This window comes from Vibrio sp. YT-19(2023), from assembly GCF_033337395.1.
On the sequence record NZ_JAWOQN010000015.1, the window covers coordinates 85,352 to 111,332 of the forward strand.

Below are 25,981 nucleotides of genomic sequence, written 5' to 3' on the forward strand. Positions count from 1 at the left end.
TTCGACACGGCCCTGCCATTTGGTGGGGCTTTTGTTTATCTGAACTAAATAACAGGCAATAAAAATCCCCGCCTTCCTGGCAGGGATAACGGGAGAGAAAAATTGGTAATTATTGTTATGTGACGAAGCATTGCTGAACTGAGATTCGATTTCAATAGGTTAAAAAGCGCTCTTGTTTCCTGTTTATCACCAAACATTCACTCCAAAAACACCCAATAGCATTACAATTCAGACAGTTAAGCCAAGCAAAGCTTCAAAAAGATGTAACTTAGTTTCCTTCAAGAAAAAATAATAGTGTGACTGGCGTAAATTTACAGGATGAATAACGCAATAAATTTGAAGGAAAAATCGAGATTTTGCAGTGACTTAGAAAGGTCAAAAAAGAAGGTTTTTGAAGGCTTACTTTAAGCTACTGATCCAAAAGAATAATTTTCTTTCGCCCAATAAAAAACGCCCCAGTCAAAAACTGACTGGGGCGGCTGAATCAGCCTAATCCAATAACGTGAAACAAAAGGTCTGAAAGATAGAACATCTTACCTCTGTACCCTACGAGTATTAATGTACAACAATTGGTCAGAATTGCAAAGAATTTTTGTAGTTTTTTTTCATGAAACTTTTATTAAGCAACATCAAAGTTAACTTTGCGCTAGCTTTTTTAATCTCAAAAAAAAGCCAGCGTTTGTGCGCTGGCTCATAATTAATTGGTTATTTTGGTCTAAAAATGACTAATGAGCTTGATCCCAGTTATCACCATGACCTGCTTCTGCAACCAACGGTACTTTTAGCTCTGCTGCAGATTCCATCAATTTCTGTACTTTACTTTCAATTTCGGACAATGATGACTCTTCAACTTCAAAGACCAATTCATCGTGTACTTGCATTAATAACTTCACACGACCATTGCCTTCTTCCTGAATCCACTGATCAACCAACAGCATCGCTTTCTTAATGATGTCCGCAGCCGTACCTTGCATTGGTGCGTTGATTGCCGCACGTTCAGCAGCTTTACGACGCATCCCGTTGCGCGATTTGATTTCTGGTAAATGCAAACGTCGACCAAAAATCGTTTCAACATACCCTTTATCTGCTGCCGTGCTGCGTGTGTCTTCCATGTACTGCATCACGCCTGGGTAACGTTCAAAGTATGTATCCATGTACGCTTGAGCCTCACCACGAGGAATGCCTAATTGCTTCGCCAAACCAAACGCACTCATGCCGTAAATAAGACCGAAATTAACCGCTTTCGCACGACGACGTTGCTCACTTGAAACGTCTTCAATAGAAACACCCATGATTTCTGCTGCGGTTGCCGCGTGGATATCTTTGCCATCACGGAATGCATCCAACAACGCTTGGTCGCCAGAAAGGTGCGCCATGATGCGTAGTTCGATTTGCGAGTAGTCGACCGCTAAGATTTTATGCCCTGATGGCGCGACAAACGCTTGACGAATACGACGGCCAGCTTCGTTACGAATTGGAATGTTCTGTAAGTTCGGATCAGTAGAAGATAGACGACCCGTTGCAGTCACTGCTTGGTGGTAAGAAGTATGCACACGTCCCGTCGATGGGTTGATCATCTTCGGCAGTTTGTCGGTGTAAGTTGATTTTAGCTTCGCCAAACCACGGTATTCCAAAATCAGTTTTGGTAGCGGGTAGTCTAGCGCGAGTTCTTGCAGAACTTCTTCATTCGTCGATGGTGTGCCTGATGGCGTTTTCTTCACAACCGGTAAACCCATTTTTTCAAATAGGATGGCTTGTAATTGCTTTGGAGAGTTCATATTAAACTCTTGCTCAGCAATTTCGTACGCTTTCTTTTCAAGCTCATCAAGGCGAGCGGTAATCTCGACCGACTGCGCACTTAGCTTCATTTCATCAATAAAGACCCCAGTGCGTTCAATGCGCGAAAGAACTGGCACTAACGGCATTTCAATCTCTTCGTAAACTGTCTTCAGGCTTTCATCCTGCTCGATATTAGCAAACAAGCGATTGTGCAGACGAAGGGTCACATCCGCATCTTCTGCCGCGTATGGCGATGCTTGTTCCAGTTCGATTTGGTTAAACATAAGCTGATTTTTGCCTTTACCTGCAATTTGCTCAAAAGAAATGCAGCTGTGCTGTAGGAAGCGAAGCGCCAAGCTGTCCATATCGTGTTTACCGCCGACACTGTTGTAGATATACGATTCCAACATCGTGTCGTGCTTGATACCTTTTAGCTCAATGTCGTAACGAGCGAGTACAGACGCATCATACTTTAAGTTTTGACCGACTTTTGCTTTCGCTGCATCTTCAAGAATTGGCTTCAGCTGTTCTAGTACCCAATCACGATCAAGCTGTTCAGGCGCATCTAAATAGTCATGTGCAACTGGCACATAAGCCGCAATACCTTCATCGACAGCGAATGACAAACCAACTAGATTCGCTAGCATGTAATCTAGGTTATCGGTCTCCGTATCAAATGCAAACAGCTCAGCCGTTTGAAGTTTATCTAGCCAAGCATTGAAGGTTTCTTTATCCAGAATTGTTTCATATTGGCTGCGATCGATTGTTACCGCAGAAGTTTCCATCTCGGCTTGAGAAGAAGAAGCTTGTGAAGATCCTGCAAGCTCTACGGCCTCCACAGATCCAGAACCGCCTTCAAGTAGTTCATTCAACCAAGATTTAAACGTCAGTTGGCCATACAGCTTCACTAATTCGTCTTTATTTGGTTCCGCTTTCAGCAATGATTCTGGCGTTTCCTCAAGCTCAACATCCAATTTGATGGTCGCGAGCTCATACGAAAGCATGGCATTTTCTTTGTTGTCGATGAGCTTTTTCGCCATGGTTTTAGAACCACGGAAACCAAGCCCTGCAATATCATCGAGGTTTTCATACAACTTCGTCAGACCACCAATACCTTGCAGTAGTGCGGTCGCTGTTTTATCACCGACACCCGGTACACCAGGAATGTTATCTACTTTATCGCCCATCAGTGCTAAGTAGTCGATGATCAACTCAGGTGGAATGCCAAACTTTTCAACCACACCTTCACGATCCATTACGACGTTCGTCATGGTGTTGATCAAGGTAATGTTATCATCCACTAGCTGCGCCATGTCTTTATCACCAGTACTGATCAATACAGGCATGCCCTTTTGTGATGCTTGGTATGCTAACGTACCGATGACGTCATCCGCCTCGACGCCAGGAACACAGATCAGCGGCAAACCCATTGCACGAATAACATTGTGTAATGGTTCAATTTGACAACGCAGGTCATCCGGCATTGGCGGACGATTAGCTTTGTATTCTGCATACATATCATCACGAAAGGTTTTTCCCTTTGCATCGAAAACCACCGCGATGCGCTCAGACGCAAACTGACGCATCATGCTGCGTAACATGTTCACGACGCCGTAAACGGCATTAGTTGGAATTTCACCATTGCTCATGGTGCCCGGGTAGGCGTGAAAAGCGCGATATAGGTAAGAAGAGCCGTCGATAAGGATCAACGGATTTTCAGGAATACTTGCCATAATTGTCTGTATCCAATTCAGTACTTGAGAGATCTGCCTAGGATGCCATGACTGCTGATCCGAATCTATCTTGTTCGCTCGATCTAGGTCGCGTAAATTTTTCCGACTTTATTCACGAAAACACCAACCCCTGTGGATAACTCTGTTTATAGAAATTATCCACTGGTTATCCAATAACAAAAAACACAAGAAAACATCGACTCAAACCATTGATTTATAATAACAAATTCGCACAACGGCGAGAAGATCAACGATCCTAAAATGATCATCGCATGTGGAAAAGATATTAATAGTGACGTCAAATAGAAATCGTAGAAAAGAAAAAAGCGACCCGAATGGGGTCGCCTAGCAGAAGTGGTAAAGCAAATTCTGTAAATAGAGCAGCTTAACCAAGAAGCTATAAATTACACTGGAAGCAATGTGAGCAATGTCGTGTCAAAAAGAATTCGTGCAAGTTCTCGGAAAAATGTTTCATCACTTCTCAACTTTCAGTTAATTAACTTCTGTTAATAAGTCACTCAACGTCCTTGTGAACTTTCCTCATTCCCTAAGACAGGTTTAATAATAATGATTCTCATTTCGTAGTCAACAGTTAAATGAGAAAAAATCTCATTTATTTTCACATTGCTTTAATGAAATGCACTCGAGATTCTCGAAGATTTACTTTTTCTTCAAACTTTTCAATTATATAGCCATTTCTTAATAACAAGCGAAGCATAGCCGGAAACTGGTTTCGAGATTTCACTTTTAATGTGTTGTAGCCTTGTTCTGCCACCCAATCCTCTTGAGCTTCCAAAAGCAGTTGTGCCACGCCTTCATTTCGAGCTTCAGGGACAACACCACCTAACCAGCTATAGAAAACACCATCCTCTAATTCGTAACCTATTTTGAAGCCGACAATCGTGCCATTTTTTTCTGCAACGAGGATTAAACTGTTTTTCTCTTCTAAACGTTGAGTCATGGAGTCTACCGTTTCTCCTTTCGAAAACTCGGTAACACGCGCCACAACTTGAAGTGCTTCTTCCAATGTGCCTTCACGAATCAGCATTGTCATTGTTCTCTTCTCCAAAATAAAAATACCCAAGCACCTTGGATTGTTACTGTTGTAATCCGCCTGAGGTTACTTGGGTATATACAGACGAACAACTCTTGTTGGTCTGGTATTTCTCACTGAGCGATAATTACTCTTCTGTCGCTTCCGGAGTACGATTTAGGTGTTGAGCAGTTTGTGCATTCTCTTCTGCCAACCACTCAGCAACGTCTTTCGCAAAGTACGTTAAGATGCCATCTGCACCTGCACGTTTGAAGCACAATAGTGATTCCATCACAATTTCACGCTCTTTGAGCCAGCCATTCATGATCGCCGCTTTATGCATCGCGTACTCGCCAGAGACTTGATAAGCAAATGTCGGTACTTGAAGTTCAGTTTTTACTCGGCGAACTACATCTAAGTATGGCATACCAGGTTTAACCATCACCATGTCCGCACCTTCATTGATGTCTAGCGCCACTTCGTGAATCGCTTCATCAATGTTTGCTGGGTCCATTTGGTAGTTTTTCTTGTTGCCGCCTTTTAGATTTGAAGAAGAGCCAACCGCATCACGGAATGGTCCGTAGTAGTTCGATGCGTACTTAGCCGAGTAAGCCATGATTTGAGTATGAATGTAGCCCGCGCTTTCTAATGCTTCGCGGATCTTACCAATTCGGCCATCCATCATGTCTGAAGGCGCGACTACGTCAGCTCCCGCTTCTGCATGAGACAAAGCCTGCTTAACCAATACTTCTGTGGTTTCATCATTCATTACGTAGCCATCTTCATCGATGATGCCGTCTTGGCCATGTGTCGTGAATGGGTCAAGTGCCACGTCTGTGATTACACCAATTTGAGGAATGTGTTCTTTAAGCGCTCGTACTGCTCGCTGAACCAAACCTTCTGGGTTGTAGGCTTCAGTAGCACATAAGCTTTTAGCGTCTTGGTTTACGACAGGGAAAAGCGCGATTGCTGGAACGCCTAGATTTGCAAGGTATTGTGCTTCTTCTAGCATTAAATCAATCGACAAACGCTCTACACCCGGCATGGACTCCACGCTCTCACGACGATCTTTACCCATAAGAATGAACATTGGGTAAATCAGATCATTAACAGAAAGTTGGTTCTCAGCCATCAAACGACGACTAAAATCGTGCTTACGTAAACGACGCATACGGCGTGCAGGGAATGGACCTTGAATTGATACAGACACCATTTTCTCCTTGTCTGGACGGTTATGATGATCAAATCATCTGGTGAACAAAATCATATCACTCTTGATGCATGTTGCGAGTGACAATCTGGAAAAAGGTAATGAAAAAAACTGAAAATGACCCAGCACTCACACTCAAGTATACTTCGAATACGAAACCAACCATGAAGCACAGAGAGTAACGATGATCGATACCCACGCGCACATCTATGCTAGCGAATTTGATAACGACCGCGATGAAGTAGTACAACGCGCCTTAACGCAAGGCATTAATAAAATCCTGTTGCCAAACATCGATCTGGACTCGATTGAGCCCATGCTACAAACCGAAGCGGCGTATCCAGACGTGTGCCACTCAATGATGGGACTCCATCCTTGCTATGTGGATAACAACGTTGAGCAAACATTGGAAGTCATCCGCGGCTGGTTTGAGAAACACAAGTTTATTGCGGTGGGCGAAATTGGTATCGACCTGTATTGGGACAAAACCTATCGCGCTGAGCAAGAAATGGCGTTCGTAGCTCAACTTAACTGGGCAAAAGAGATGGATTTACCGGTCGTTATCCACACTCGTGATTCGATTGAAGAAACACTCACTTTGCTGCGACAAGAGCAAGATGGTCGTCTGCGTGGTGTATTCCACTGTTTTGGAGGCAGCTTAGAAGAAGCGCAAGCAATCAATGAGCTAGGCTTCCACTTAGGCTTAGGTGGCGTATCAACCTTTAAGAATGGCGGGATGGATAAAGTCATTCCACATTTGGATATGCAGTGGGTCATTTTAGAAACCGACTGTCCATATTTAGCGCCGGTGCCACACCGTGGTAAACGTAATGAACCAGCCTACACTTCTCTCGTTGCACAACGTGTTGCCGACTTGCGTGATGTCGACATCGCAACCATCGATGCCATAACGACTGAGAATGCCAAAACGCTGTTTAATATTTAATTCACGAGAATTGAAAAAAGCGACGAAATCAACGTCGCTTTTTTATCACCTAAACTATTGAATGAACGATTCAACCCGTTGAAATAGTAGAACAATCCATACAAAATTATTGATAAACATAATAATTAACTAGCAACTCTACTTACTTCTCATATCGTCACTTTACTTCGTCCGCTTTGCAAAACTGTCGACAACTCGACACATTATTTTTCTATACTGATTTACGCCCATTAATTAGCACAAATGTAAAACAGCATGAATATGGAAGTTGAAGTGTGTACACATGGTGCTTACTTACAACGCGTACCGCGCAGTTTTTTTCAAAAGCTGCTGGGCATCAAGGAAGTATACGTATGCACAAAATGTGGTTACGTCATGAAAGTTAAGTAATTAGCCCAAGAAAAAACCAACCGCAAAAAAAAAAGCGGCTCAATTGAGCCGCTTTTCACATCTAGATTAGCCTTATTCTTCGGTTTCCGCTTCTACTTCTTCGCTTCGACGAGTATAAAAACGCGCGAAGAACAAACCGACTTCAAACAATAAACACATCGGAATAGCGAGTAAGGTTTGCGAGATCATGTCTGGTGGCGTTAACACCATACCTACGACAAACGCAGCCACTATAATATAAGGACGTTTCTGTCTTAAATCTTCTGGTGTAGTGGCCCCAGTCCAACACAACAAAATAATCGCAACAGGCACCTCGAATGCGATACCAAACGCCATAAATAGCGCCAGCACAAAGTCGAGATAACTCGAGATATCAGTTGCAAACTCTACTCCACCAAGAGAGATGGCGGTAAAGAAGCCAAACACCAATGGAAATACCACGAAGTAGGCAAATGCCACTCCACAGTAGAACAATAGCGAACTAGAGAACAGCAATGGCATGATCAATCGACGTTCATGCTTGTACAAACCTGGCGCTACAAATGCCCACACTTGATACAAGATAAACGGCACCGCAATAAATACCGAAGCAATTAACGTCAGCTTAAGTGGCGTAAAAAAAGGTGACGCTACATCCGTAGCAATCATGGTCGCGCCTTCAGGTAGACGCTCTACTAAAGGTGCGGAAACAAACTCGTAAATGTGGTTAGAGAAATAAATTAGTCCAACAAACACGACCAACACTGCGAGGATTGAACGCAGTAGTCGGTTGCGAAGCTCCAACAAATGACTAATTAAAGGTTGTGTCTGCTCGACGGTAGACATGGCAAACCTCTTATTAAAAACCAGATCAAAAAGGAGCTACCAATCACTAGTAGCTCCTCCTAATGAGACTATTCGGCTTTCTTATCTGCCGCTGTAACCTTGCTCTCTTGCGCTTTCACGGCCTCTTCGACTGCTGGCTCTGTTTTTACAGGCTCAGCCTCTGAATCGGTGTTCTTTGCGTAAGGACGATTTACAGATTGCGCTGCCTTCTTCAACTCTTCAACTGAAGATTTCAACTCAGGGGACAAATCATCCATCCCCATTTGTTCTGCTTTGCGCAAGTTTTCTTGCAGCTCTTGGACTTTCAGCTCGTGTGACAATTCGTCTTTGACGCTATTTGCCATACTCTTAGCGGCACCGATAAAGCGAGACACGCTGCGAATAGCATGAGGCAAACGCTCCGGCCCAAGAACGACCAGACCAACAACAGATATTAATACCAGTTCCCAAAAACCGATATCAAACACGTTTTACGCCTGCTCTTTGTCTTTTTTCGTTTCAGGAGCAGCTTCTTTTTTCTGCTGCTCTTCTAGACTTTTTGGTTCGAAGTCTGCGTCTTTGTCATTTTTCGCAGGTTCATCTTCGCTCATCGCTTTTTTGAAGCCCTTAACGGCACCACCCAGATCGCCACCGATACCGCGTAGTTTCTTTGTTCCGAATAGCAATACAACAATTACAGCAATGATTAGAAGTTGCCAAACACTGATACCACCCATTCTCTTTACCTCGGGTCTTTAAACAAACAAAAATATTTCAAGAGTTTAACGTCTATTGACGATAAGCTCGCCAACTAAGCAGCCAAAATGTGACACCTGCGATACCGCAGGCCAACGAAAGCTGCTCAAAAGCATCGTTCACCAATATTGCCGAGCATACGACTAAAGTCGCGCCAACGCCAAACAAAAACTTTCCTGTCGCCTGCTGGCGCTTGCTCTGGCGATACCCTTGATAAAGCTGATCCATACGTTGATTCATCGCTTTACCTTGTTTCAGGCTATCGTAAAGTAGCTCTGGCAGTTCAGGTAATTTCTCTGCCCAAAATGGTGCGCGGTCTTTAATCGCATTCACTAGAGCTTGCGGCCCAACTTGATTCATCATCCATTCTTCCAGGAATGGTTTTGCGGTCTCCCACAAATCAAGTTGAGGATATAGCTGCCTACCAAGCCCTTCCACGTACAACAGCGTTTTTTGCAACAGTACAAGTTGTGGCTGAACCTCCATATTGAATCGACGTGCCGTGTTGAACAAATTCAACAACACATGACCAAAGGAGATTTCGCACAATGGCTTAGCAAAAATAGGCTCACACACAATGCGAATCGCGAACTCAAACTCATCGACATTGGTATCCGCAGGCACCCACCCTGAATCCACATGTAACTCCGCCACTCGGCGGTAGTCACGATTGAAAAACGCCAGGAAGTTTTCCGCCAGATAACGCTTGTCTTCGCTATTAAGTGTACCAACGATTCCGCAATCTAGCCCTATCCACATTGGGTTCTCTGGATGTTCGGGTTTGACGAACACATTACCCGGATGCATATCGGCATGGAAAAAGCTGTCTCGGAACACCTGAGTGAAGAACACACTCACACCGCGTTCCGCGAGCAATTTCATATTGGTGCCATTTGCTTTCAAGCCTTCAATATCAGAGACTTGAATGCCATATATTCGCTCAGAAACCATGACAGTTTCATTACTGAAGTCGGGAAAAACTTCAGGAACATACAATTCTTCGCTGCCCTCAAAGTTGCGGCGCAACTGAATGGCATTCGCCGCCTCACGTCGCAAGTCGAGTTCATCAAGCAGGGTTTTCTCGTACTCACGCACGACTTCAACTGGTTTTAAACGACGTGCTTCAGGCATCGCTCCGGCGACTATACGCGCCATTCGGTGCATCAGTTTTAGATCTGAATCAATGACTGGGCGAATATCTGGGCGGATAACCTTTAATACCACTTCTTGGTTAGTGTCTTTTATGCGCGCAGTATGTACCTGAGCAATCGACGCAGACGCGAGAGGCTTAATATCAAACTCGGTAAACCATTTTTCTAACGGACCACCTAATGCTTGCTCCATCTGCTTTTTTGCCAACTCGCCATCAAAAGGCGCGACTTGGTCTTGAAGTAAAGCTAGGGGATCAGCGATATGCGGAGGAAATAAGTCACGGCGCGTCGACATCATCTGACCGAACTTAATCCAAACCGGCCCCAGCTCTTGCAGTGCTAAACGCAGACGTTCACCGAGTGGTTTTTCTGGGTGCTTGTTCTTAATCCAAAACAAGCTTTTGCGCAGTAAAAGCGGAGCTTTGGTCAGTTGGTGATCGGGAAGCAGCTCATCTAAGCCGTATTCCAGTTGTACTTTGGCGATGTGGTATAAGCGCTTTAGTTCTGCTGGCGTCATGGTTTCTCCAATGCAGGCTTATCTGCATCCAGCTTATTCAGCAAAGCCGTTAAACGAGCTTCAATGCGAGAAGCCTGGCTGCGAACCTCATCAACTTGGTCGCAGAAATAGGCCACTTCTAACGGAGCGGGAGCCAGTTTCCATTCTTCAGTCACTACTTGCGCAAGATGACGCTGGTGTTTTTCTGCTTGAGACGCAAGAAAGTTGCCGATGTTTTTTGAACCTTGCACAAAGGTATGTGCGGCGACATCGCCAGTCACGCGAGACAACCACTCTTCAACATCTGGTTTGCAATCCACCATCAACTGAGAGAATTTCTGCGCCAATTGAATATCGCCTTCGAGTTCAAGTTTATCTTGTTTAATAAGACGAGTGATGTTGGCCTGATCGCGCAGCTCTGGTAACACACTCAAGTTGAGCGATAGATAGCAGTTAGGCTGCCCTTCGTAATGACCGAGCACATCAATTTGCTGACTAAAAACGAATGTCAGTGTTTTATTGATCTCTTTCAGGTGAACTTGAATAACTTGACCTTTTAGACGCGCTAAACGACGGCCCAATGCAGGGTCGTCTTTGATCAGTGTATTCAGTGACGTTTCAATCACAGCGGTGATAAGTGGTTCAAATGGCATGCCGTTAACCCTTAGAATTTATAACCGCGATGCAAAGCCACAATACCACCAGTTAAGTTGTAGTATTTGGTGTTTTCAAAACCTGCTTCTTGCATCATGCCTTCCAGCGTTTCTTGGTCTGGATGCATACGGATTGACTCCGCTAGGTAGCGGTAACTCTCTGAGTCATTCGCAACTAGCTCACCGATTCTCGGCAACAAGTGGAATGAATATGCGTCGTATACTTTCGATAACGGCTCTAGCACTGGTTTTGAAAATTCCAACACCAATAGACGGCCGCCTGGCTTCAGTACGCGGAACATTGAACGAAGCGCTTTGTCTTTGTCAGTCACATTACGCAAACAAAAACTGATGGTGATGACATCAAAATAATCATCTGGGAACGGCAGTTCTTCTGCGTTGGCTTGAACGTAATGCACGTTACCCACAATACCGTTGTCACGCAGTTTATCGCGACCAACGTTAAGCATTGAGTTATTGATATCGGCAAGGATGACATGGCCTTCATCGCCAACAATGCGCGAGAATTTCGCCGTCAAATCACCCGTACCACCACCTAGGTCAAGAATACGTTGGCCAGGGCGAGCGCCACTACAATCGATAGTGAAGCGCTTCCAAAGGCGGTGAATACCACCTGACATCAGGTCATTCATGATGTCGTATTTTGTTGCCACGGAGTGGAATACTTCGGCAACCTTAGTCACTTTTTCGTCTTTTGCCACTGTAGAGAAACCAAAGTGAGTGGTTTCATTCTCTAACGCTGTATTGGATTGCAAACTTGTGTCCGTCATTCTAATTCCTCTTAGGCAGCGCTTTCCTCTACGGGGCGTTTGTTGACAAATAAAATCGCCCACTGCACTGCGGGCGATTAGTTTACTTTATCCTCAGCCGGATGTCTTTCTACTAACGGGTCATTTTCTGAAAATGCATCACTCTGCGCTAACTGCGCGAGGTCGGAAGAAATCGGTCGTTTAATTTCAACTCCCAAGTGTTTAAAGCTTTCGGCTTGGCGAATCACATTTCCGCGCCCTGTGGCAAGCTTGTTCATCGCACCTTGATAGCTTTGATTCGCCTTATCCAGCGCACCGCCGAGCCCCTCCATGTCGTCTACAAACAATCGTAATTTGTCGTAGAGTTTTGTCGCACGCTGCGCAATCATTTTGGCGTTTTCATTTTGGCGTTCATTGCGCCATAGATTATCAATGGTGCGCAGTGCCACCAGCAACGTTGTTGGGCTCACCAAAATGATGTTTTGCTCCATCGCGTCTTTAATCAAGCTCGGATCGGCTTGAATCGCGACTTGGAACGCCGGCTCAACCGGAATAAACATCAGTACATAGTCCAAACTCTGAATACCTTTGAGTTTGTGGTAGTCCTTCATGCTTAACCCTTTGATATGTGCACGTAGAGCAGCTAAGTGCGCATTCAAAGCCTGATCGCGCTCAGCATCAGTTTCGGCGTTGAAGTAGCGCTCATAGGCAACCAACGCCATTTTGGAATCTACAACCACTTGTTTGTTCTGTGGGAGATGAACAATGACATCAGGTTGGTAACGCTTGCCTGCTTCATTTTGTAAGTTCACCTGAGTCTGATATTCGTGCCCTTCACGCAAGCCAGATTCGGCAAGTACCCTAGCGAGCACCACTTCGCCCCAGTTACCTTGTTGTTTGTTGTCCCCTTTCAACGCTTGGGTCAAATTAACTGCTTCGCGCGTCATTTGCTCGTTCAAACGTTGCAGGTTTTTCAGCTCATGCACTAAGGTATGGCGCTCTTTAGCTTCTTGGCTAAAGCTGTCATTAACGTGCTTTTTGAACCCTTCTAACTGTTCTCTAAGCGGTGACAACAAGCCTTCTAAACTCTGACGGTTTTGCAAATCGACCTTCGCGGTTTTTTCTTCAAACAGTTGATTTGCCAAGTGCTCAAATTGTTGTTTCAAGCGTGCTTCCGCTTGTTCTAAAATTTGCAGTTTTTCTGCATTGGCTTGGTTAATTTGCTCATGGCGAGCTTGCTGTTCACGCAGTTGCGTTTCTAGACGTGATTTGTGTTCACGCATTTGACCAAGCTCATCGAAGTATTGCTGGCGCTCTTGCTTTACGGCCTCGAAGTAACGCAGTTTTTCCATAGCTGCCATCAGCTTTCCGTGCGTTTGACGCACTTCAAACGCGGCTTTATCGCGCTCATCATCTAATTCATCCAACTCTTGCTGGGCATCGGCAAGGCTTTGCTTGACCTGTTCAAGTTGCTGTTGATGAAGCTGTTTTTCTGAAACAAGTTGTTGCTCGAGAAGCTGAGTTTGGGTGATAAAACGCTGTTTCACCCACCAACCGGCAGCGACACCACTAAGCGTGGCAGCACAAAGAGAAGAGAGAATGAGAGATTGGTACTCAAGAATCCATTGCATAATAGCGAGTTAGCCTGTGTTTTGTATCTATAACAATGGTATTTAGACACTGGATAAATGTCCAGTTTGTTGGATGAAAAATCCTCGCATACACTAGGCCTTCCTATAATATTCTTTCTTCCGCTCAAATTATCCAAACCGAGCGGCACATCATCACGCAGAGGCATCATGAACGAGCGTCGCGCCCTAGGATTTGGGCTCTCAGCAGTATTACTTTGGTCTACCGTTGCAACCGCATTTAAACTCACGTTGGCAGAATTTACGCCGATTCAAATGCTATGTATTGCCAGCATCATCTCTGCGATTGCGCTAACAGTAATCTGTGGTGTGCAAGGTAAACTGGGCCAGCTAAGCGCTACATTTTTCTCAAACCCTTGGTATTACCTACTGCTTGGGTTGATTAACCCTTTGGCGTATTACGTTATTCTGTTCAAAGCATATGACTTGCTGCCCGCATCTCAGGCTCAAGCGATCAACTACAGCTGGGCCATCACCTTAACGCTAATGGCTGCTGTTTTCTTAGGACAAAAGATCCGTGGTAAGGACTGGCTAGCTTGTGGTTTTAGTTATGTCGGCGTGATAGTGATTGCCACACAAGGCAATCTTTTAGGCATGGAATTTGAGAGCCCGTTGGGTGTTGGTCTTGCGCTGCTATCAACGCTGCTGTGGGCCGGTTACTGGATTTTAAATACCAAAAATAAGGCCGACCCTGTGGTTGGCGTTCTGCTCGGCTTTTTGGTCGCTATTCCATTCGCCATTGGTTTAAGTCTTTATGAAGGTGCGAGCTTGCAGGCAATCTCAATTAAAGGCTGGGCAGCGGTGACGTATGTCGGATTGTTTGAAATGGGGATCACTTTCGTTTTGTGGCTGAGCGCACTCAAATCAACGCAAAACACCGCGCGTATCAGTAATCTGATCTTTGCTTCTCCATTTATCTCACTCATGTTGTTAGCTACCATCATCGGCGAAGAAATTCATCCTTCAACCTTGATTGGCCTGGTATTGATCATCAGTGGCTTAGTCATTCAGCAAGTCTCATGGGGCAAGAAAACCAAAGCGGTAAACGCTTCTTAATCACCTATCAAAAGCCCTAAAAAACGATGCAATAAGTTGGATAAAAAAGAGATATAGATAACATTTTAATGATAGAAAGCACTTTACGCTGCTAGGATTTAGCTACGCGTTGGATACGATACTCACAAAGCCCAATAGCTTACGCTAGATTCTAATATAATTACCTTTGGGCGATTTAGGACTCGTTATTAATTATGTTTCGCTTCGCTATTCCTTCGCCTTTGATGGCAGACTGGCAACACGTTCTGCGACAATGCTGTGATGTAACTCAAGCTCAGGGACAGCTTTATACTCTGAGCGATACTCAGCAGTGGCTATCGACTGAGGTGTCCACCTCAACCCAAAATCATCGTGCTATCGTCGATGTGATAACGCAAGTTGTCGATCACTTTACGCCGACAGATTTTACAGTTAGCCATACCCCCTTTGAAGAGCAAACCTTGAGCATAGGACCGATTTGGCTACCAAATGGCGAATTGCTTGCCGTACTGACACTGACTCACCCTAATGATCAATCAACAGTTGTTTCGGCATGGCTAAGCGCAATGGCGGGGCGGATCAGCTTTGATATCAACTTGCACTGTCCGCAAGAACAAACGCGACATCAAAGCGCGGAAATAAAGCCAACACCAACACTACAAGAGTTTATCGACTGCCTTGAAGACCACGTATGGATAAAAGGCATGGATGGTCTTTATTCGATGACCAACCGAAGCGTAGAAAATGCGTGGCAAAAAACCAACAGTGAAATCATTGGAAAAGACGATTTTGCTCTGTTTAGCCATGAACGTGCGGAAAAATTCATTGATGCCGATAAATTGGTGGTAGCCACGGGCACGCAAAATATTGTTGAAGAATGCCGTCAAATTGATGAAAACAATAACCCCACTTGGCTAGAAACCATTAAGTCTCCTGTCCGTGATCATGCGGGAAACTTAATCGGCATTCTGGGGATGACACGTAACATCACCCGCCGAAAAATGGTAGAAACGCAGCTCTCCTTAGCGTCCCAAATTTTCAACAATTCGCAAGAAGGCATGGTCATTACAGACCGCAATGCCAACATCATTGATGTAAACACGGCTTTTACCCAAATTACAGGTTACCGCTCTGAAGAGGTGATAGGAAAAAACCCACGAATTCTGCGCTCAGGTCATCATGATCAAGGTTTCTATCAACAGTTGTGGCATCAACTCGAAAACAAAGGCCAATGGAAAGGCGAATTCATCAACAGAAAGAAAGATGGCAGCATTTATCCGCAATTAGCGACCATTAGCGCCGTAATGGACGATAAAAACCACCTTATTAACTACATTTGTGTGTTTGAAGATATCTCTGTGCGTAAGGCACACGAAGAAAAGCTGCAGCGCATGGCTTTTTACGATCCATTAACCAATCTACCTAATCGCACCCATTTACTCAGCTTACTCGAGCAACACATCGAAACCGGACACAAAAACCAGCAGACGTTTGCCACCCTATTCTTAGATATCGACCATTTCAAACACATCAACGATAGTATGGGCCACTTCTGTGGTGACCAACTGCTGTCTAAGTTAGCGATTCGTCTGCAAGATGTGCTTCACCTCAATGCGCATGTGGCTCGCATTGGCGGCGATGAATTTGTGATTATTTTGCCAGACATCCATAGTGATGTTGCCTTACTGGAAACCGTCGGCGATATTCTAAGCGTATTCCAGCAACCATTCGACTTGGCAAACCACGACTCACTTCGTGTCTCGACAAGTATTGGTATTGCCTTGTACCCAAGAGACGGTCAAGACAGTGAAACCTTACTGAAAAACGCAGACACCGCGATGTACTTAGCAAAGAAAAATGGACGCAACGGCTACGCGTTTTACTCACCGGATTTGACCGATAAATCCGTATCCCATGTACGCATTCAATCCGCTTTGCATCAAGCAATAGAAAAACAACAACTCCGGTTAGAATTCCAACCGCAATACAATTTGGAACAAAATACGATTGTCGGCGTGGAAGCTTTATTACGCTGGCAGCATCCAGAGTTTGGCCTTGTACCACCAGCAGACTTTATTCCAATTGCAGAAAAAACAGGGCTGATTCAAAGCATTGGTGAGTGGGTGTTACAACAAGCCTGTTTGCAAGGTAATGCTTGGCTGGACCAAGGCATCGAGTTTGGCAAAATCGCCGTCAATGTTTCTGCGTTGCAGCTTCAGCAGTCAAATTTCATTCAGCGATTAAGTACTATCCTCGATAACACCGGATACCCTGCCCAACGGTTAGATTTGGAGATCACAGAGAGCTTTTTACTAATCGACCCTCAACAAGCCATTGCATCGTTAAATCAATTACGAGAACTGGGTATTGAGATTTCTCTGGATGACTTTGGAACTGGCTATTCGTCTTTGTCTTACTTGAAAGGTTTGCCAATCAACAAACTGAAAATTGACCGCTCATTTGTCAGTGATGTCCCAAGTAATAGCGACAGCAACGCGATTGTGAATGCCATTATTGCCATGGGAAAAACGCTGTCGTTGAAAGTCGTCGCGGAAGGGATAGAAACTCGGGAACAAGCCGATTATTTATTCGAAAAAGGCTGTATTTATGGTCAGGGATATTTATTTAGTCAGCCAGTGAGCGCTGAAAAACTGTTTCGTTGAACCAGCTTGCTCCTCAAGTCACTCTCGCGGTGCCACGTCCGCGGAGGTGATTTGTTTTGCTTGATTTTGGGTTGATTGGCATAGCTCTAGACGATCAACCAAAATATTGATACAAACCAGCAACGGCACACCGATCAATAGTCCCATTCCGCCCCAAAGCCAGCCCCAAAAAACAAGCCAAACAAAAATCACTAACGGGTTTAAGTTAAACCTTTTCCCCAATAGTGTTGGTGTAACAAACTGACTTTCAATCAAATTGAGCAGTAAATAGATAGACACCACCGTCAGCATAAAACTGACCGACTCCAACTGAAGATAAGCAACAAAGCCAAAGCTCACCATGGATATGACAGGGCCGAGGTACGGCGCAAAATTCATCACGCCTGCAAATGCGCCCCATAGAAATGGATCTTCAAGGCCTAGAACAAAAAACACGGCCCCAACACTCAACCCCAGCCCCGCATTCACTAAAGTGATGGTGCCAATGTATCGAGATAGGTCTTTCTGTAGCGCTTTGACCAATTCAATCGCTTGGCGCTGTTTGGCGAACCCATGTAAGTAAGACACTGACTTTCGAAATAAGCTTCGTCCATGATTGAGCATAAAGTAAACCATAAACAGCACGATCATCGCTTGTGTCAAAATCGTCGGCGTAGTGGTCGCGAGCGTTTTTACCAAAGAAAATACGGTGTTGTTCCCGACCTCATCCATACTCATATCGTTGGCGATATTCAATGGAGTATTAAGGTGATCAGCCGAAGCTTTAGTAACTTCGCTTACTTCTTGCGACACATTTTTCACGATACTGGGCAGCTCAGACCACCATTGCTTGGCGGGCTCCGACATGGCGGCAAGACCAATAATTGAGGCGCCAACTAGAAATGACAGCGTCAACACGACGGTAATAGCACGTGGTAAGCCTTTGTCTTCAAGATAATTAATGAAAGGGCTGCACAGCAGAGAAATAAAGGTGCTAAGCACAATAGGTAACAATATTGGCTTGGCAAAATACAGCCCTGGGACGAGTAACAGGACGAGAAGCGTTGCACCAATCGCAGTGTTGGCAGGAATGTTCAATTTCGCTGTCATAATAAGCTCAGAATCGGTAAGAAAACTTTGCGGTGAAATCCGCTATTAGAGTGGTTCGCCCTCTGTCGTCGCAGCGTTGCTTACTTGTGTTGCTGCATTTCCATTTTGCTCCGCACCTGACTCATCCAGAGAAGCTGCCGCGACCGGCTTTGTGAGCGAATCGGTAATATCAGACACGCTGCTAACCAATAGCCCCATCGACGAAATAGAAGAAGTCAGTCGAGACAATCGATCTGCTTTTGCTGCGGTAACGGCAACGACAGCACTAATGCCTAATGTCGTCCAAGGGTTTTCTCTCACAAACTTCTTGGTGGTAAACGTGAACATTTCCATCGACAAACAACATTGCTCTAGAGATACTTTACCTTCCATCCGCTTGATCCGCATGGCTCGATTGAGCTTTTGTAGCGAGCGCATCCCACCCCTCCTGTAATTGTTCTGTCGTATTTTTGAATCCAAGAAATCCAACTAAACGCTTCTGCCACCAGGCTAAAGCAAATAATGCCAAGCCTAATGATGTGATAAATACACCCACGGCAACATATACGTTGGCAGTTAACTGATAAGCCACCACCCCAGAGGCAAGGCACAAACTGAATACGAACAATACCGACAATAGGGTAAAAACAACGGTACACAGCAAAATTTGACGCACTGCGGACACGTTAACTTTCATCTCCAAGAGGAACAAATCCAACGTTGAACCTGACCATGCTTTTAGCGATTTCGTCAGTTGGTCCAATTGCGCAAGAATGCTGCTCAAACCATTAATGGTTTGTTGGATATCCTGTTCTTCTGCCCCATCAGGGGCTCGGCCGCTGTCTGAAGCCGCCGAGCCTGATTGCTGATTGGTAACTTGCCCTGAGTTATTCATGTGAAGCCTCGCCTTTCTGTTGTGTGGCTTAATCCTTGGTGACCACTATTATTTGATCAGCTTCGAAACCGCCCAACCAGCAAGGAAGGCACAGCCTATGCTCAGCAATGGGCGCTCCTTGATTACATTTTCTGCCGACTTAGTCGCCTGCTGAACTTGCTGCGCACCTACATCCAGCTTCTCTTTGGCTTGGTCTTTCATCGCGCCAACAGCTTCCGTCGTGGCTTGCTCCGCTAAGTGATATGCTTCTTCTAACTGCTCTTGAGGTTTTACTGTGCTTTCTTTTGTAGTAGCCATAACTAGCCTCCATTAATGAGTTGAGTAGTGAATCAAGTGAAACAATGTTTGACCTCACTTACTCCCTACAAAGCCATATCCATGCCAGAATTTTAAGTTATTGTTTTTTATTGGTTTTATTTTTGTTTCGATAAAAAGCCGTATCTGTACGTGTAATTCTTTCCAGGCTTTCCCCGCCATTCTTGTAATTTTTTCTTAGCGCCTTACCGACTGTTAGCAATTTATTGCAAAACAAGACATTAAGTCACTGATTAATAAGACTTAAAACTCATTGGCATACAACCTGCAATTGAAGATGAACATCGTGTTTGTATTCCATACGCTCAAACACCCCTATCACCAGTAAATAAGGAGTGGCATATGAAAAATGAAAACATCGCCTCAATCATTGAGCTTATCGAAAGCGGAAATGAAATTTACAACAAGGCCATCGAGAACATCGACAACACTTCTTTGAATAATGTGTTGGTAGAACTGCTCAGAGTACGTGAGCGTGCAGTCATTGAGCTCACTCCCTACTCTCTAGCAAGTAACAATGAAGAATCTGCCGACGACACTCCAGTTTCCTACACCATCAAGGCGCGTGAGGTCTACAGCGACGTGATGAAGGAAGTGTCCTCTGACAAAGAGTCTATGTATTTAGAACAGCTTGAAGGTGTCGAAAGCAAGGTACTCAAAGAGATTGAGAATTTGATTACTTCCCACCCAGAGCAGGCGGATAACTCGGTTCTGCTGAAAGTTCGTAGCGATATAAAAAGCTGCAAAGAAAAACTCAGCAGCATCAGCCTTATTAGCTAAAACTTGGTGGTCGCCTTTGCAATAAAGCTCGGTATTGATCAAAGAAATGGCCAACTTGCTTTGGCCATTTCTGACAAGCCCACAGGCGCATTAACATAACCATCACGAGAAATGTCCCACGACAATAGTCATAAATAAAGAGGTCACTATGACATTGGATAACAATCGAGTAAGGGAGCTACTCGTAAAAATGACACACCATCGCCAAACGTGTTTGCCTCTCGTTAACCCGCAATCACATATGACACTCGCAAGAGCGGCATATCGATTCGTGAAAATAGAAAAAGTGATGATCAAAAAGATGGCGAAGCTGTTCTTCGATCAAGATGGTGAAAAATTCATTGCAGAAAATGCCACCGAATACGGCGTTGCCGAGTTAGGCAATTACAAAGAAATGCATTTTATGAATAAATTACTGTTAGATGATTTAAAAGCCCTGCTTAGAGCCATTGACGACACCAACTTAACCGCACTTGTTTCTTATTGGTTAGCTGCTTTACAAGTTGAAAACGATGAAATTGAAAAGCACTTACCTCAGGGTGAGTAATTATACTCGCCCTTCTTTCTTTCACTTTGTTTAAACCACATCCCCAATCAACCTAGTAAAAGGTGCAGATAGAAAAAAAGCCGCTGCATCTACGCAGCGACCTTAATAGCCTTTTTACGACGCACACCAAATCATCAAACAACACAGAAAAAGCGCCATGTAGAATACGAAGCAAATGGCGCGTTATCCGCGGATTATCTGTGTTAAAGCGAAGCTGATTTACGTCTCTGGCTTGGAACAAATACGTTCAATGACTTTGGACGCAGCTTGATTGCCAGTTGCTCATCAGAATACAGTTCACCATCAATCACATACTCAATCGGTTTATTCGCAGAAATAGTGACGCTCTGAGCCGTCGCGTATTGAAAATGTGTCGATTCTTCCTGTGCGCCTACGCTCGTTAATGTCAGATCCGACAATGCGATAAGACGTCCGCCTAAAGACTCGGTGTTATCTAAATATGTGATATGCAGCTTGCCATCATCAGGCTGCGGCGCATCACCACCTTGGGCAAGCAACGTACTAAATGGAGCGATATTCGCAACGACAAAACTATGGACTTCAAGCGTTTGTGTATTCTTGTCGTGGTTTCCATCTTCAGTTGGAGCGTCTAACGATACGGTTAAAGCTTGCGTTTCTTCCGCCACTACAGCATTAAAAAAGCCGGTGAGGTAAGCGAGTTGTCCAAAAACATTTTTCTCTTCTCGCTGAGCGTGCTCGATCATTTTCTGTTCTAGCCCAATGCCTAAGACCAATAAAATAAGCCGCTGATTACAGTCCGCAGTATCAATACGTTGGCAGTGTCCGCCAAGCAACGCTTCACACGCTTTTTCGACCGGTGAGAATTTGGCGCCAACGCCATAGAGCACATGACATAACGCATTGGCAGTTCCGAGCGGAACAATACCGAGTTTTAGGTCGGTATCCACCAATTGGCTAGCCACCTCTGTTACTGTGCCATCGCCACCAGCTACGATGATTTGCTTAGCTCCACTTTCTTTTGCCTGTTGTGTTAGCTGCTCGGCGCTGAGGTTTGTGGTGGTTTGATGAATACTCAAGCGATATTTTTTGGTTAGCTCACGAATCAAGTGCTGTTCGTTTTCCTCCCATTTGCCGCCACCTGAAACAGGGTTAACCACCATCCAAGTGGATTGATCCAGCCCCAGTACGCCTTTTTCACTGATCGCTCGTAACGTCCTAATCTGTAATTTATTTAATCTCGCGGTACTACGTACGTCATTGATTTTTTTCATCACAGATTCAACCGTCAGTGACGGGTCTTTGCTCAGTAAATACGCCGCCACAACAAACACTGAACGACCACGCCCTAACGCACAATGCACAACCACAGCCCGCGAGCACGAGATTTGAGTATCAATCCAGTTAATCGCATGGCGAAGGCGCTCTAGCGTTGGGGCTTTGTGGTCGAGTACCGGAATCGAAAGGTAATGAAACTGCTTGTCGGTCATCGCACTTTCAAGGCCTGCAAATTCTGCGGTGACATCGACAATACAAGAGATCTCATTGGATTCGAGAAAATCTAAGTCACTCTGAAACAAACGGCGAGATAGGTATAAATTGTCGCTGACTTTTTGGATTGGAGGCACAGTATCACGCCGTCTTTCCCAGGCGTTATACGCTCTAGCCCCCAATAAAAATGGAATGAATGCCCAGCGAATCCACCTGACAATCTTGCCATCTTGGTTTTTTCTAAAAATAGAGGGAATGTCGAATACGTAGGCTACGCTGACCAACGCTAAAGAAAGAGATATCCACAAGAACAGCAGACTAACGATAATTTGAGGCGTATAGATAGCGGCCAATAAACTGATCAGAGCGCCAAGAATATAATATTTGATGATAAACATTCGCTCTCCTTGCCTTCAGCGAGTGCACTTTTTAGTGGAAGTTAGAATACGCGGGGGATTGAGCTTGGATACATGAACTTGAGTAAACGCCTTGATTGAGTGCCTTCCCGTGCCGAAATGGCACGAAAAGGTCCAACACTCTACCTAGCTTGCCATCTCTTCAACATAACCATCCGCTAGTTTCATTTTCTGCTTATCGGTCATTACCTTACCGGCTAACTGGAAGAAACGCTGCTCTTCTTCCTCAAGATGGTGCAACACTTTGTGACGCAAGGTTTTCATTAGGTTGAGCCACGCTGGCGAGCTCATATCGGTTGCATCAAGCTGTGCAATCACTTTATCAATTTCATGATGCTCTGCGATGCCATGGCGAGTGAGATCAATGGTCTTATCGCTATCTATTAAAGGCGCGTAGAAAAATCGCTCTTCTGCCGCTGCGTGCTGTTCGAGTTCCTCTTTAAGGTTGTGGTAAAACTCTTCACGAGCGGGGGAATCTCCAGACGTTTCCATCAGAGCATCGAGTAAAAGGCGCTGCTTTTCATGACTCTCTTTCAGTACATCAAATATGTTTTTCATCTTTGACTCCTTATCTGATTGTAAACAATTGGGACAAAAGGAAGGGCGGTGATTGACCGCCCCTCTCTTACATAGCTATGCGTAAAAACCTAACCTGATTCGGCTAACAATCTTGGTCTTCAGCGTTTAGGTTTTCTTTAATGTTTTCACATTCATCTTCAATCGCATTTTGGGTTTCTTCGGCGGCTTCATCTATCTTTTTGCCGGCCTGTTCCATTGGCCCTTCTTCACTACAAGCTGCCAACGCAAACACCAAACCGAATACTGCGGCGATACGGTAAATAAATGACGTAAGTCGCATGGAATCTCCTATCTATTTACGTTTTTTCTTCCCAGCAGAACAATCACTATTGATACAATTAATGACAATAGGAATAGGTAAAATATCACTTGCGCGATAGAGGCAGCAGCTCCTGCAATACCGGTAAAGCCTAATAGTGCAGAAATTAGTGCCAGTGCCAGAAAAATAAACATCCAACGAACCATAGTGTTACCTCCTAATAAAAGTGGGTTAAATCACTCGGCTCGCTATTATTGAACCACTTCTAGCTTATCAATCACCTTATTTACGTCATTGGTGTTATTTGCAATTGAAATTGCAAGATCATGCTCCGCATCTGAATTAACTTTACCTGCCAACGTTACCGTTTTGCGTTCTGTCGTTACATCAATATCCGTACCACTCACATTGGTATCCATTAGTAGGCGCGTTTTAACTATAGTCGTGATTTTAGAATCGGTCAGTGTAGCTAAAGCTTCTGAATCAGTTTCTTTCTTGCCTTCATTCACTACTGACAATTCGTTGTTTACTTTTTTCACACCATCAAGACCAGTAACAAGCTCTTCGGCAAGTGATTTTTCAAGATCATTGTTTACCGAACCAGAAAGGGTAACGACCTGATTCTCTACATCGGTATTGATATCAAAAGAGTTGAGATTGCTGTTTAGCAGTAGTGTGGTTTCAGCTTTACCATCTAGCCAAGCGTCCATGGATTCTTTTTCCCATTTATCACTCGCTAAGACTGCTGTAGATGAAGTAGCAAGAACTGACGTAAGTACAATTTTAGCTGCGATGTTATTCATGGTAATTCTCCTTTATTGACGTTGCACTTCCCTAGGAGCAAACCATGTGCCAACTTTATAACTCATTGTTTTTAATTGACTAATAAAGGAAAGAGGTAAAAATGAGATGAGCAATAAAGTATAAGCATGAATTATTTACACGTAAAAAATGTAATTTTTAATCGGTGATAAAGCCTCCGTCACTTGTGCCTAAATAACCTGATAAAACAGAAAGGCTATTTCCCCAGAATCAATTAATAGCAAACTTATTATTTTAAAAATAAAAATCTGAACAAAAGGAAATATCTACTGATGGCTCTCACCGATATATATCAAAAAGGGGCTAACAACATAAAAATACCGAACAAATCCTTAAATCTATGCTGACAATATTTTGTCTTGTGAAGTGAGAATAATCCACGTACATTGTTTCTGTCATAGTAAAGAGGACATTTCTATGTCGATGCCAAGCCTGTTTCTAAGAATACAAGATCCATCACTTAAAAATGCCATCGCTTCTTGCCAGGAACTGAACAAATTTCGTCTGCATGACATCGATGCCGCAGACCAATGGATTGAAGATTTCCTACAACTCAAACCGGAAGTTGCGATTGTTGAAGTCGCCCACTTTACTAGTGCAGATTATCAACGTCTTTCTAATATCGAAGACATCTACGATATGGACTTGATCATCATTAGCTCTGGCGCTCCAAACGAGAACTTGGATAAGCTGATGAACTTGGGTGCTATTTTTCACTACAGAAAGCCCGTTGATATTGCCATTCTGACGGACACCCTGAGTGAAGTCAGCCAGTACTATCAACACAAACAAGATCAAGGGCGTAAAGTGTCCACCAGCGATCTTGACCAATTTGGTCTTTTGGTCGGCTCTTCCTCTCCGATGCATCAGCTCTATCGTATGATCAGGCGCGTTGCTAAAACAGAAGCCAACGTCCTTATTGTCGGTGAAAGTGGATCAGGCAAAGAACTGGTGGCGCAGACCATCCACTTAGCGAGTGAGCGTAAACAGCAGCCCTTTATAGCGATTAACTGTGGTGCCATTAGCCCTGAATTGGTTGATAGTGAACTGTTTGGCCATGAGAAAGGCGCTTTTACCGGAGCAAATAAAACTCACCAAGGTGTATTTAAGCAGGCAGAGGGCGGCACCCTATTTTTAGATGAAATCACCGAGATGCCTATCGAGCATCAAGTGAAGCTATTGCGGGTGCTAGAAACCGGAGAGTATCGCCCAGTTGGCAGTAATACAGTTCATATCGCTAATACTCGCATCATTGCTGCTACAAACCGTGATCCTAAAATCGCCATTGAGGAGCAGTTCCTGCGTGAAGATCTGTTTTTCCGCTTATCGCATTTCCCATTAACGATACCGCCACTGCGAGAACGAGGCGGTGATATCGTCGGTCTGGCCAAGCACTTTATTGCGCACCGCAACGCCAATGAGGCAAAAACCAAAACGATTCTTGACTCTGCGATCCAAAAAATCGCTGCACACGACTGGCCAGGTAATGTCCGTGAGCTCAAACACACGATCGAGCGTGCATTTATTTTGGCTGATGACACCATCCGAGATGAACACCTGATCTTCGACACACCACCATTGGAAACAGGCACCAGCATCGAAGACCTTGTTCCGGCGGGCGTTTCGCTAGAAGAGCTAGAAAAAGCCGCCATTCTCAATACCCTTGAAGAGAATCAAGGCAATAAAACGGAATCAGCGCAGGAGTTAGGCATTAGCGTGAAAACGCTCTATAACAAACTCGAAAAGTATCAAGACGAGTAAC

General features: G+C 44.5%; 25 protein-coding genes. 6 read left to right on the plus strand and 19 right to left on the minus strand.

Features of this window, described 5'->3' with window-relative positions; translation table 11 throughout:
• Nucleotides 1-725: 725 nt before the first annotated feature.
• The 3 genes from polA to hemB form a co-directional block, all read right to left on the minus strand.
• Entirely contained in the window at nucleotides 726-3,512 is a 2,787-nt protein-coding gene (polA, locus tag R7E78_RS13065; RefSeq protein WP_213964346.1) for a DNA polymerase I, read from the minus strand.
• A 619-nt stretch (nucleotides 3,513-4,131) separates the two neighbouring features.
• Nucleotides 4,132-4,566, minus strand: a complete 435-nt coding sequence (locus R7E78_RS13070; RefSeq protein ID WP_005379245.1) for a GNAT family N-acetyltransferase — start codon at nucleotides 4,564-4,566, stop codon at nucleotides 4,132-4,134.
• 127 nt (nucleotides 4,567-4,693) lie between these two features.
• Entirely contained in the window at nucleotides 4,694-5,755 is a 1,062-nt protein-coding gene (gene hemB / locus R7E78_RS13075; RefSeq protein ID WP_225473548.1) for a porphobilinogen synthase, read from the minus strand.
• Between the two features lie 184 nt (nucleotides 5,756-5,939).
• Between hemB and R7E78_RS13080 the strand changes: the two genes are divergently transcribed.
• Entirely contained in the window at nucleotides 5,940-6,701 is a 762-nt protein-coding gene (locus tag R7E78_RS13080; RefSeq protein WP_154204922.1) for a TatD family hydrolase, read from the plus strand.
• A gap of 462 nt (nucleotides 6,702-7,163) precedes the next feature.
• On the opposite strand, the gene tatC is transcribed toward R7E78_RS13080, so the two are convergent.
• The 7 genes from tatC to rmuC form a co-directional block, all read right to left on the minus strand.
• Entirely contained in the window at nucleotides 7,164-7,916 is a 753-nt protein-coding gene (tatC, locus tag R7E78_RS13085) for a twin-arginine translocase subunit TatC (RefSeq protein ID WP_005379234.1), read from the minus strand.
• 68 nt (nucleotides 7,917-7,984) lie between these two features.
• Nucleotides 7,985-8,383 (minus strand): Sec-independent protein translocase protein TatB, encoded by a 399-nt coding sequence (gene tatB, locus R7E78_RS13090; protein ID WP_017635021.1) that lies wholly within the window; start codon nucleotides 8,381-8,383, stop codon nucleotides 7,985-7,987.
• A 3-nt stretch (nucleotides 8,384-8,386) separates the two neighbouring features.
• Nucleotides 8,387-8,632 carry a Sec-independent protein translocase subunit TatA gene (gene tatA, locus R7E78_RS13095; protein WP_005382958.1) on the minus strand — a complete coding sequence of 82 codons (246 nt, stop codon included), beginning with the start codon at nucleotides 8,630-8,632 and terminating at the stop codon, nucleotides 8,387-8,389.
• A gap of 52 nt (nucleotides 8,633-8,684) precedes the next feature.
• On the minus strand, nucleotides 8,685-10,319 hold the full coding sequence (ubiB, locus tag R7E78_RS13100; RefSeq protein ID WP_005379226.1) for a ubiquinone biosynthesis regulatory protein kinase UbiB: 1,635 nt from the start codon (nucleotides 10,317-10,319) through the stop codon (nucleotides 8,685-8,687).
• On the minus strand, nucleotides 10,316-10,951 hold the full coding sequence (locus R7E78_RS13105) for an SCP2 domain-containing protein (RefSeq protein WP_005379213.1): 636 nt from the start codon (nucleotides 10,949-10,951) through the stop codon (nucleotides 10,316-10,318). Before R7E78_RS13105 ends, ubiB begins: the two co-directional genes overlap by 4 nt.
• Before the next feature lie 11 nt (nucleotides 10,952-10,962).
• Complete coding sequence (ubiE, locus tag R7E78_RS13110; RefSeq protein WP_017635022.1) at nucleotides 10,963-11,742, minus strand: bifunctional demethylmenaquinone methyltransferase/2-methoxy-6-polyprenyl-1,4-benzoquinol methylase UbiE; 780 nt, start codon at nucleotides 11,740-11,742, stop codon at nucleotides 10,963-10,965.
• 77 nt (nucleotides 11,743-11,819) lie between these two features.
• Entirely contained in the window at nucleotides 11,820-13,352 is a 1,533-nt protein-coding gene (rmuC, locus tag R7E78_RS13115; protein WP_005379209.1) for a DNA recombination protein RmuC, read from the minus strand.
• Nucleotides 13,353-13,520: 168 nt separating this feature from the next.
• Here rmuC and R7E78_RS13120 point away from each other — a divergent pair, with 168 nt between their 5' ends.
• Nucleotides 13,521-14,426 (plus strand): DMT family transporter, encoded by a 906-nt coding sequence (locus R7E78_RS13120; protein ID WP_225473502.1) that lies wholly within the window; start codon nucleotides 13,521-13,523, stop codon nucleotides 14,424-14,426.
• A 194-nt stretch (nucleotides 14,427-14,620) separates the two neighbouring features.
• The gene (locus R7E78_RS13125) at nucleotides 14,621-17,068 is read left to right on the plus strand and encodes an EAL domain-containing protein (protein ID WP_262628842.1); all 2,448 of its coding nucleotides are present in this window, start codon (nucleotides 14,621-14,623) and stop codon (nucleotides 17,066-17,068) included.
• 18 nt (nucleotides 17,069-17,086) lie between these two features.
• Here the strand turns inward: R7E78_RS13125 and R7E78_RS13130 are convergent, their stop codons facing one another.
• From R7E78_RS13130 to R7E78_RS13145, 4 genes are read right to left on the minus strand one after another with little or no spacing between them, the layout of a single operon-like run.
• Nucleotides 17,087-18,157 (minus strand): AI-2E family transporter, encoded by a 1,071-nt coding sequence (locus R7E78_RS13130; RefSeq protein ID WP_005379202.1) that lies wholly within the window; start codon nucleotides 18,155-18,157, stop codon nucleotides 17,087-17,089.
• A 45-nt stretch (nucleotides 18,158-18,202) separates the two neighbouring features.
• Nucleotides 18,203-18,529: a hypothetical protein gene (locus tag R7E78_RS13135; protein WP_318057940.1), complete on the minus strand. Its 327-nt coding sequence runs from the start codon at nucleotides 18,527-18,529 to the stop codon at nucleotides 18,203-18,205.
• Nucleotides 18,519-19,031, minus strand: a complete 513-nt coding sequence (locus tag R7E78_RS13140; RefSeq protein WP_005379198.1) for a phage holin family protein — start codon at nucleotides 19,029-19,031, stop codon at nucleotides 18,519-18,521. The genes R7E78_RS13135 and R7E78_RS13140 overlap by 11 nt, the downstream gene beginning before the upstream one ends.
• A gap of 48 nt (nucleotides 19,032-19,079) precedes the next feature.
• Nucleotides 19,080-19,328 (minus strand): hypothetical protein, encoded by a 249-nt coding sequence (locus R7E78_RS13145; RefSeq protein WP_005379196.1) that lies wholly within the window; start codon nucleotides 19,326-19,328, stop codon nucleotides 19,080-19,082.
• A 360-nt stretch (nucleotides 19,329-19,688) separates the two neighbouring features.
• Between R7E78_RS13145 and R7E78_RS13150 the strand changes: the two genes are divergently transcribed.
• Together R7E78_RS13150 and R7E78_RS13155 are read left to right on the plus strand one after the other, a co-directional pair.
• Nucleotides 19,689-20,126, plus strand: a complete 438-nt coding sequence (locus tag R7E78_RS13150; RefSeq protein WP_005379194.1) for a DUF2383 domain-containing protein — start codon at nucleotides 19,689-19,691, stop codon at nucleotides 20,124-20,126.
• 148 nt (nucleotides 20,127-20,274) lie between these two features.
• The gene (locus tag R7E78_RS13155; RefSeq protein WP_017821105.1) at nucleotides 20,275-20,673 is read left to right on the plus strand and encodes a hypothetical protein; all 399 of its coding nucleotides are present in this window, start codon (nucleotides 20,275-20,277) and stop codon (nucleotides 20,671-20,673) included.
• 203 nt (nucleotides 20,674-20,876) lie between these two features.
• On the opposite strand, the gene R7E78_RS13160 is transcribed toward R7E78_RS13155, so the two are convergent.
• The 5 genes from R7E78_RS13160 to R7E78_RS13180 form a co-directional block, all read right to left on the minus strand.
• Nucleotides 20,877-22,541, minus strand: a complete 1,665-nt coding sequence (locus R7E78_RS13160; protein ID WP_258474622.1) for a diacylglycerol kinase family protein — start codon at nucleotides 22,539-22,541, stop codon at nucleotides 20,877-20,879.
• Nucleotides 22,542-22,685: 144 nt separating this feature from the next.
• Nucleotides 22,686-23,117, minus strand: a complete 432-nt coding sequence (locus tag R7E78_RS13165) for a hemerythrin domain-containing protein (RefSeq protein WP_005379185.1) — start codon at nucleotides 23,115-23,117, stop codon at nucleotides 22,686-22,688.
• Nucleotides 23,118-23,220: 103 nt separating this feature from the next.
• The gene (locus R7E78_RS13170) at nucleotides 23,221-23,418 is read right to left on the minus strand and encodes a hypothetical protein (protein ID WP_005379178.1); all 198 of its coding nucleotides are present in this window, start codon (nucleotides 23,416-23,418) and stop codon (nucleotides 23,221-23,223) included.
• 8 nt (nucleotides 23,419-23,426) lie between these two features.
• Nucleotides 23,427-23,603, minus strand: coding sequence for a DUF1328 family protein (locus R7E78_RS13175; RefSeq protein ID WP_005379177.1), 177 nt, complete (start codon nucleotides 23,601-23,603; stop codon nucleotides 23,427-23,429).
• A gap of 45 nt (nucleotides 23,604-23,648) precedes the next feature.
• Nucleotides 23,649-24,200, minus strand: a complete 552-nt coding sequence (locus R7E78_RS13180) for a BON domain-containing protein (RefSeq protein WP_005379174.1) — start codon at nucleotides 24,198-24,200, stop codon at nucleotides 23,649-23,651.
• A 436-nt stretch (nucleotides 24,201-24,636) separates the two neighbouring features.
• On the opposite strand from R7E78_RS13180, the gene R7E78_RS13185 reads away from it, so the two are divergent.
• The gene (locus tag R7E78_RS13185) at nucleotides 24,637-25,980 is read left to right on the plus strand and encodes a sigma-54 interaction domain-containing protein (RefSeq protein ID WP_005382945.1); all 1,344 of its coding nucleotides are present in this window, start codon (nucleotides 24,637-24,639) and stop codon (nucleotides 25,978-25,980) included.
• Nucleotide 25,981: the final 1 nt, after the last annotated feature.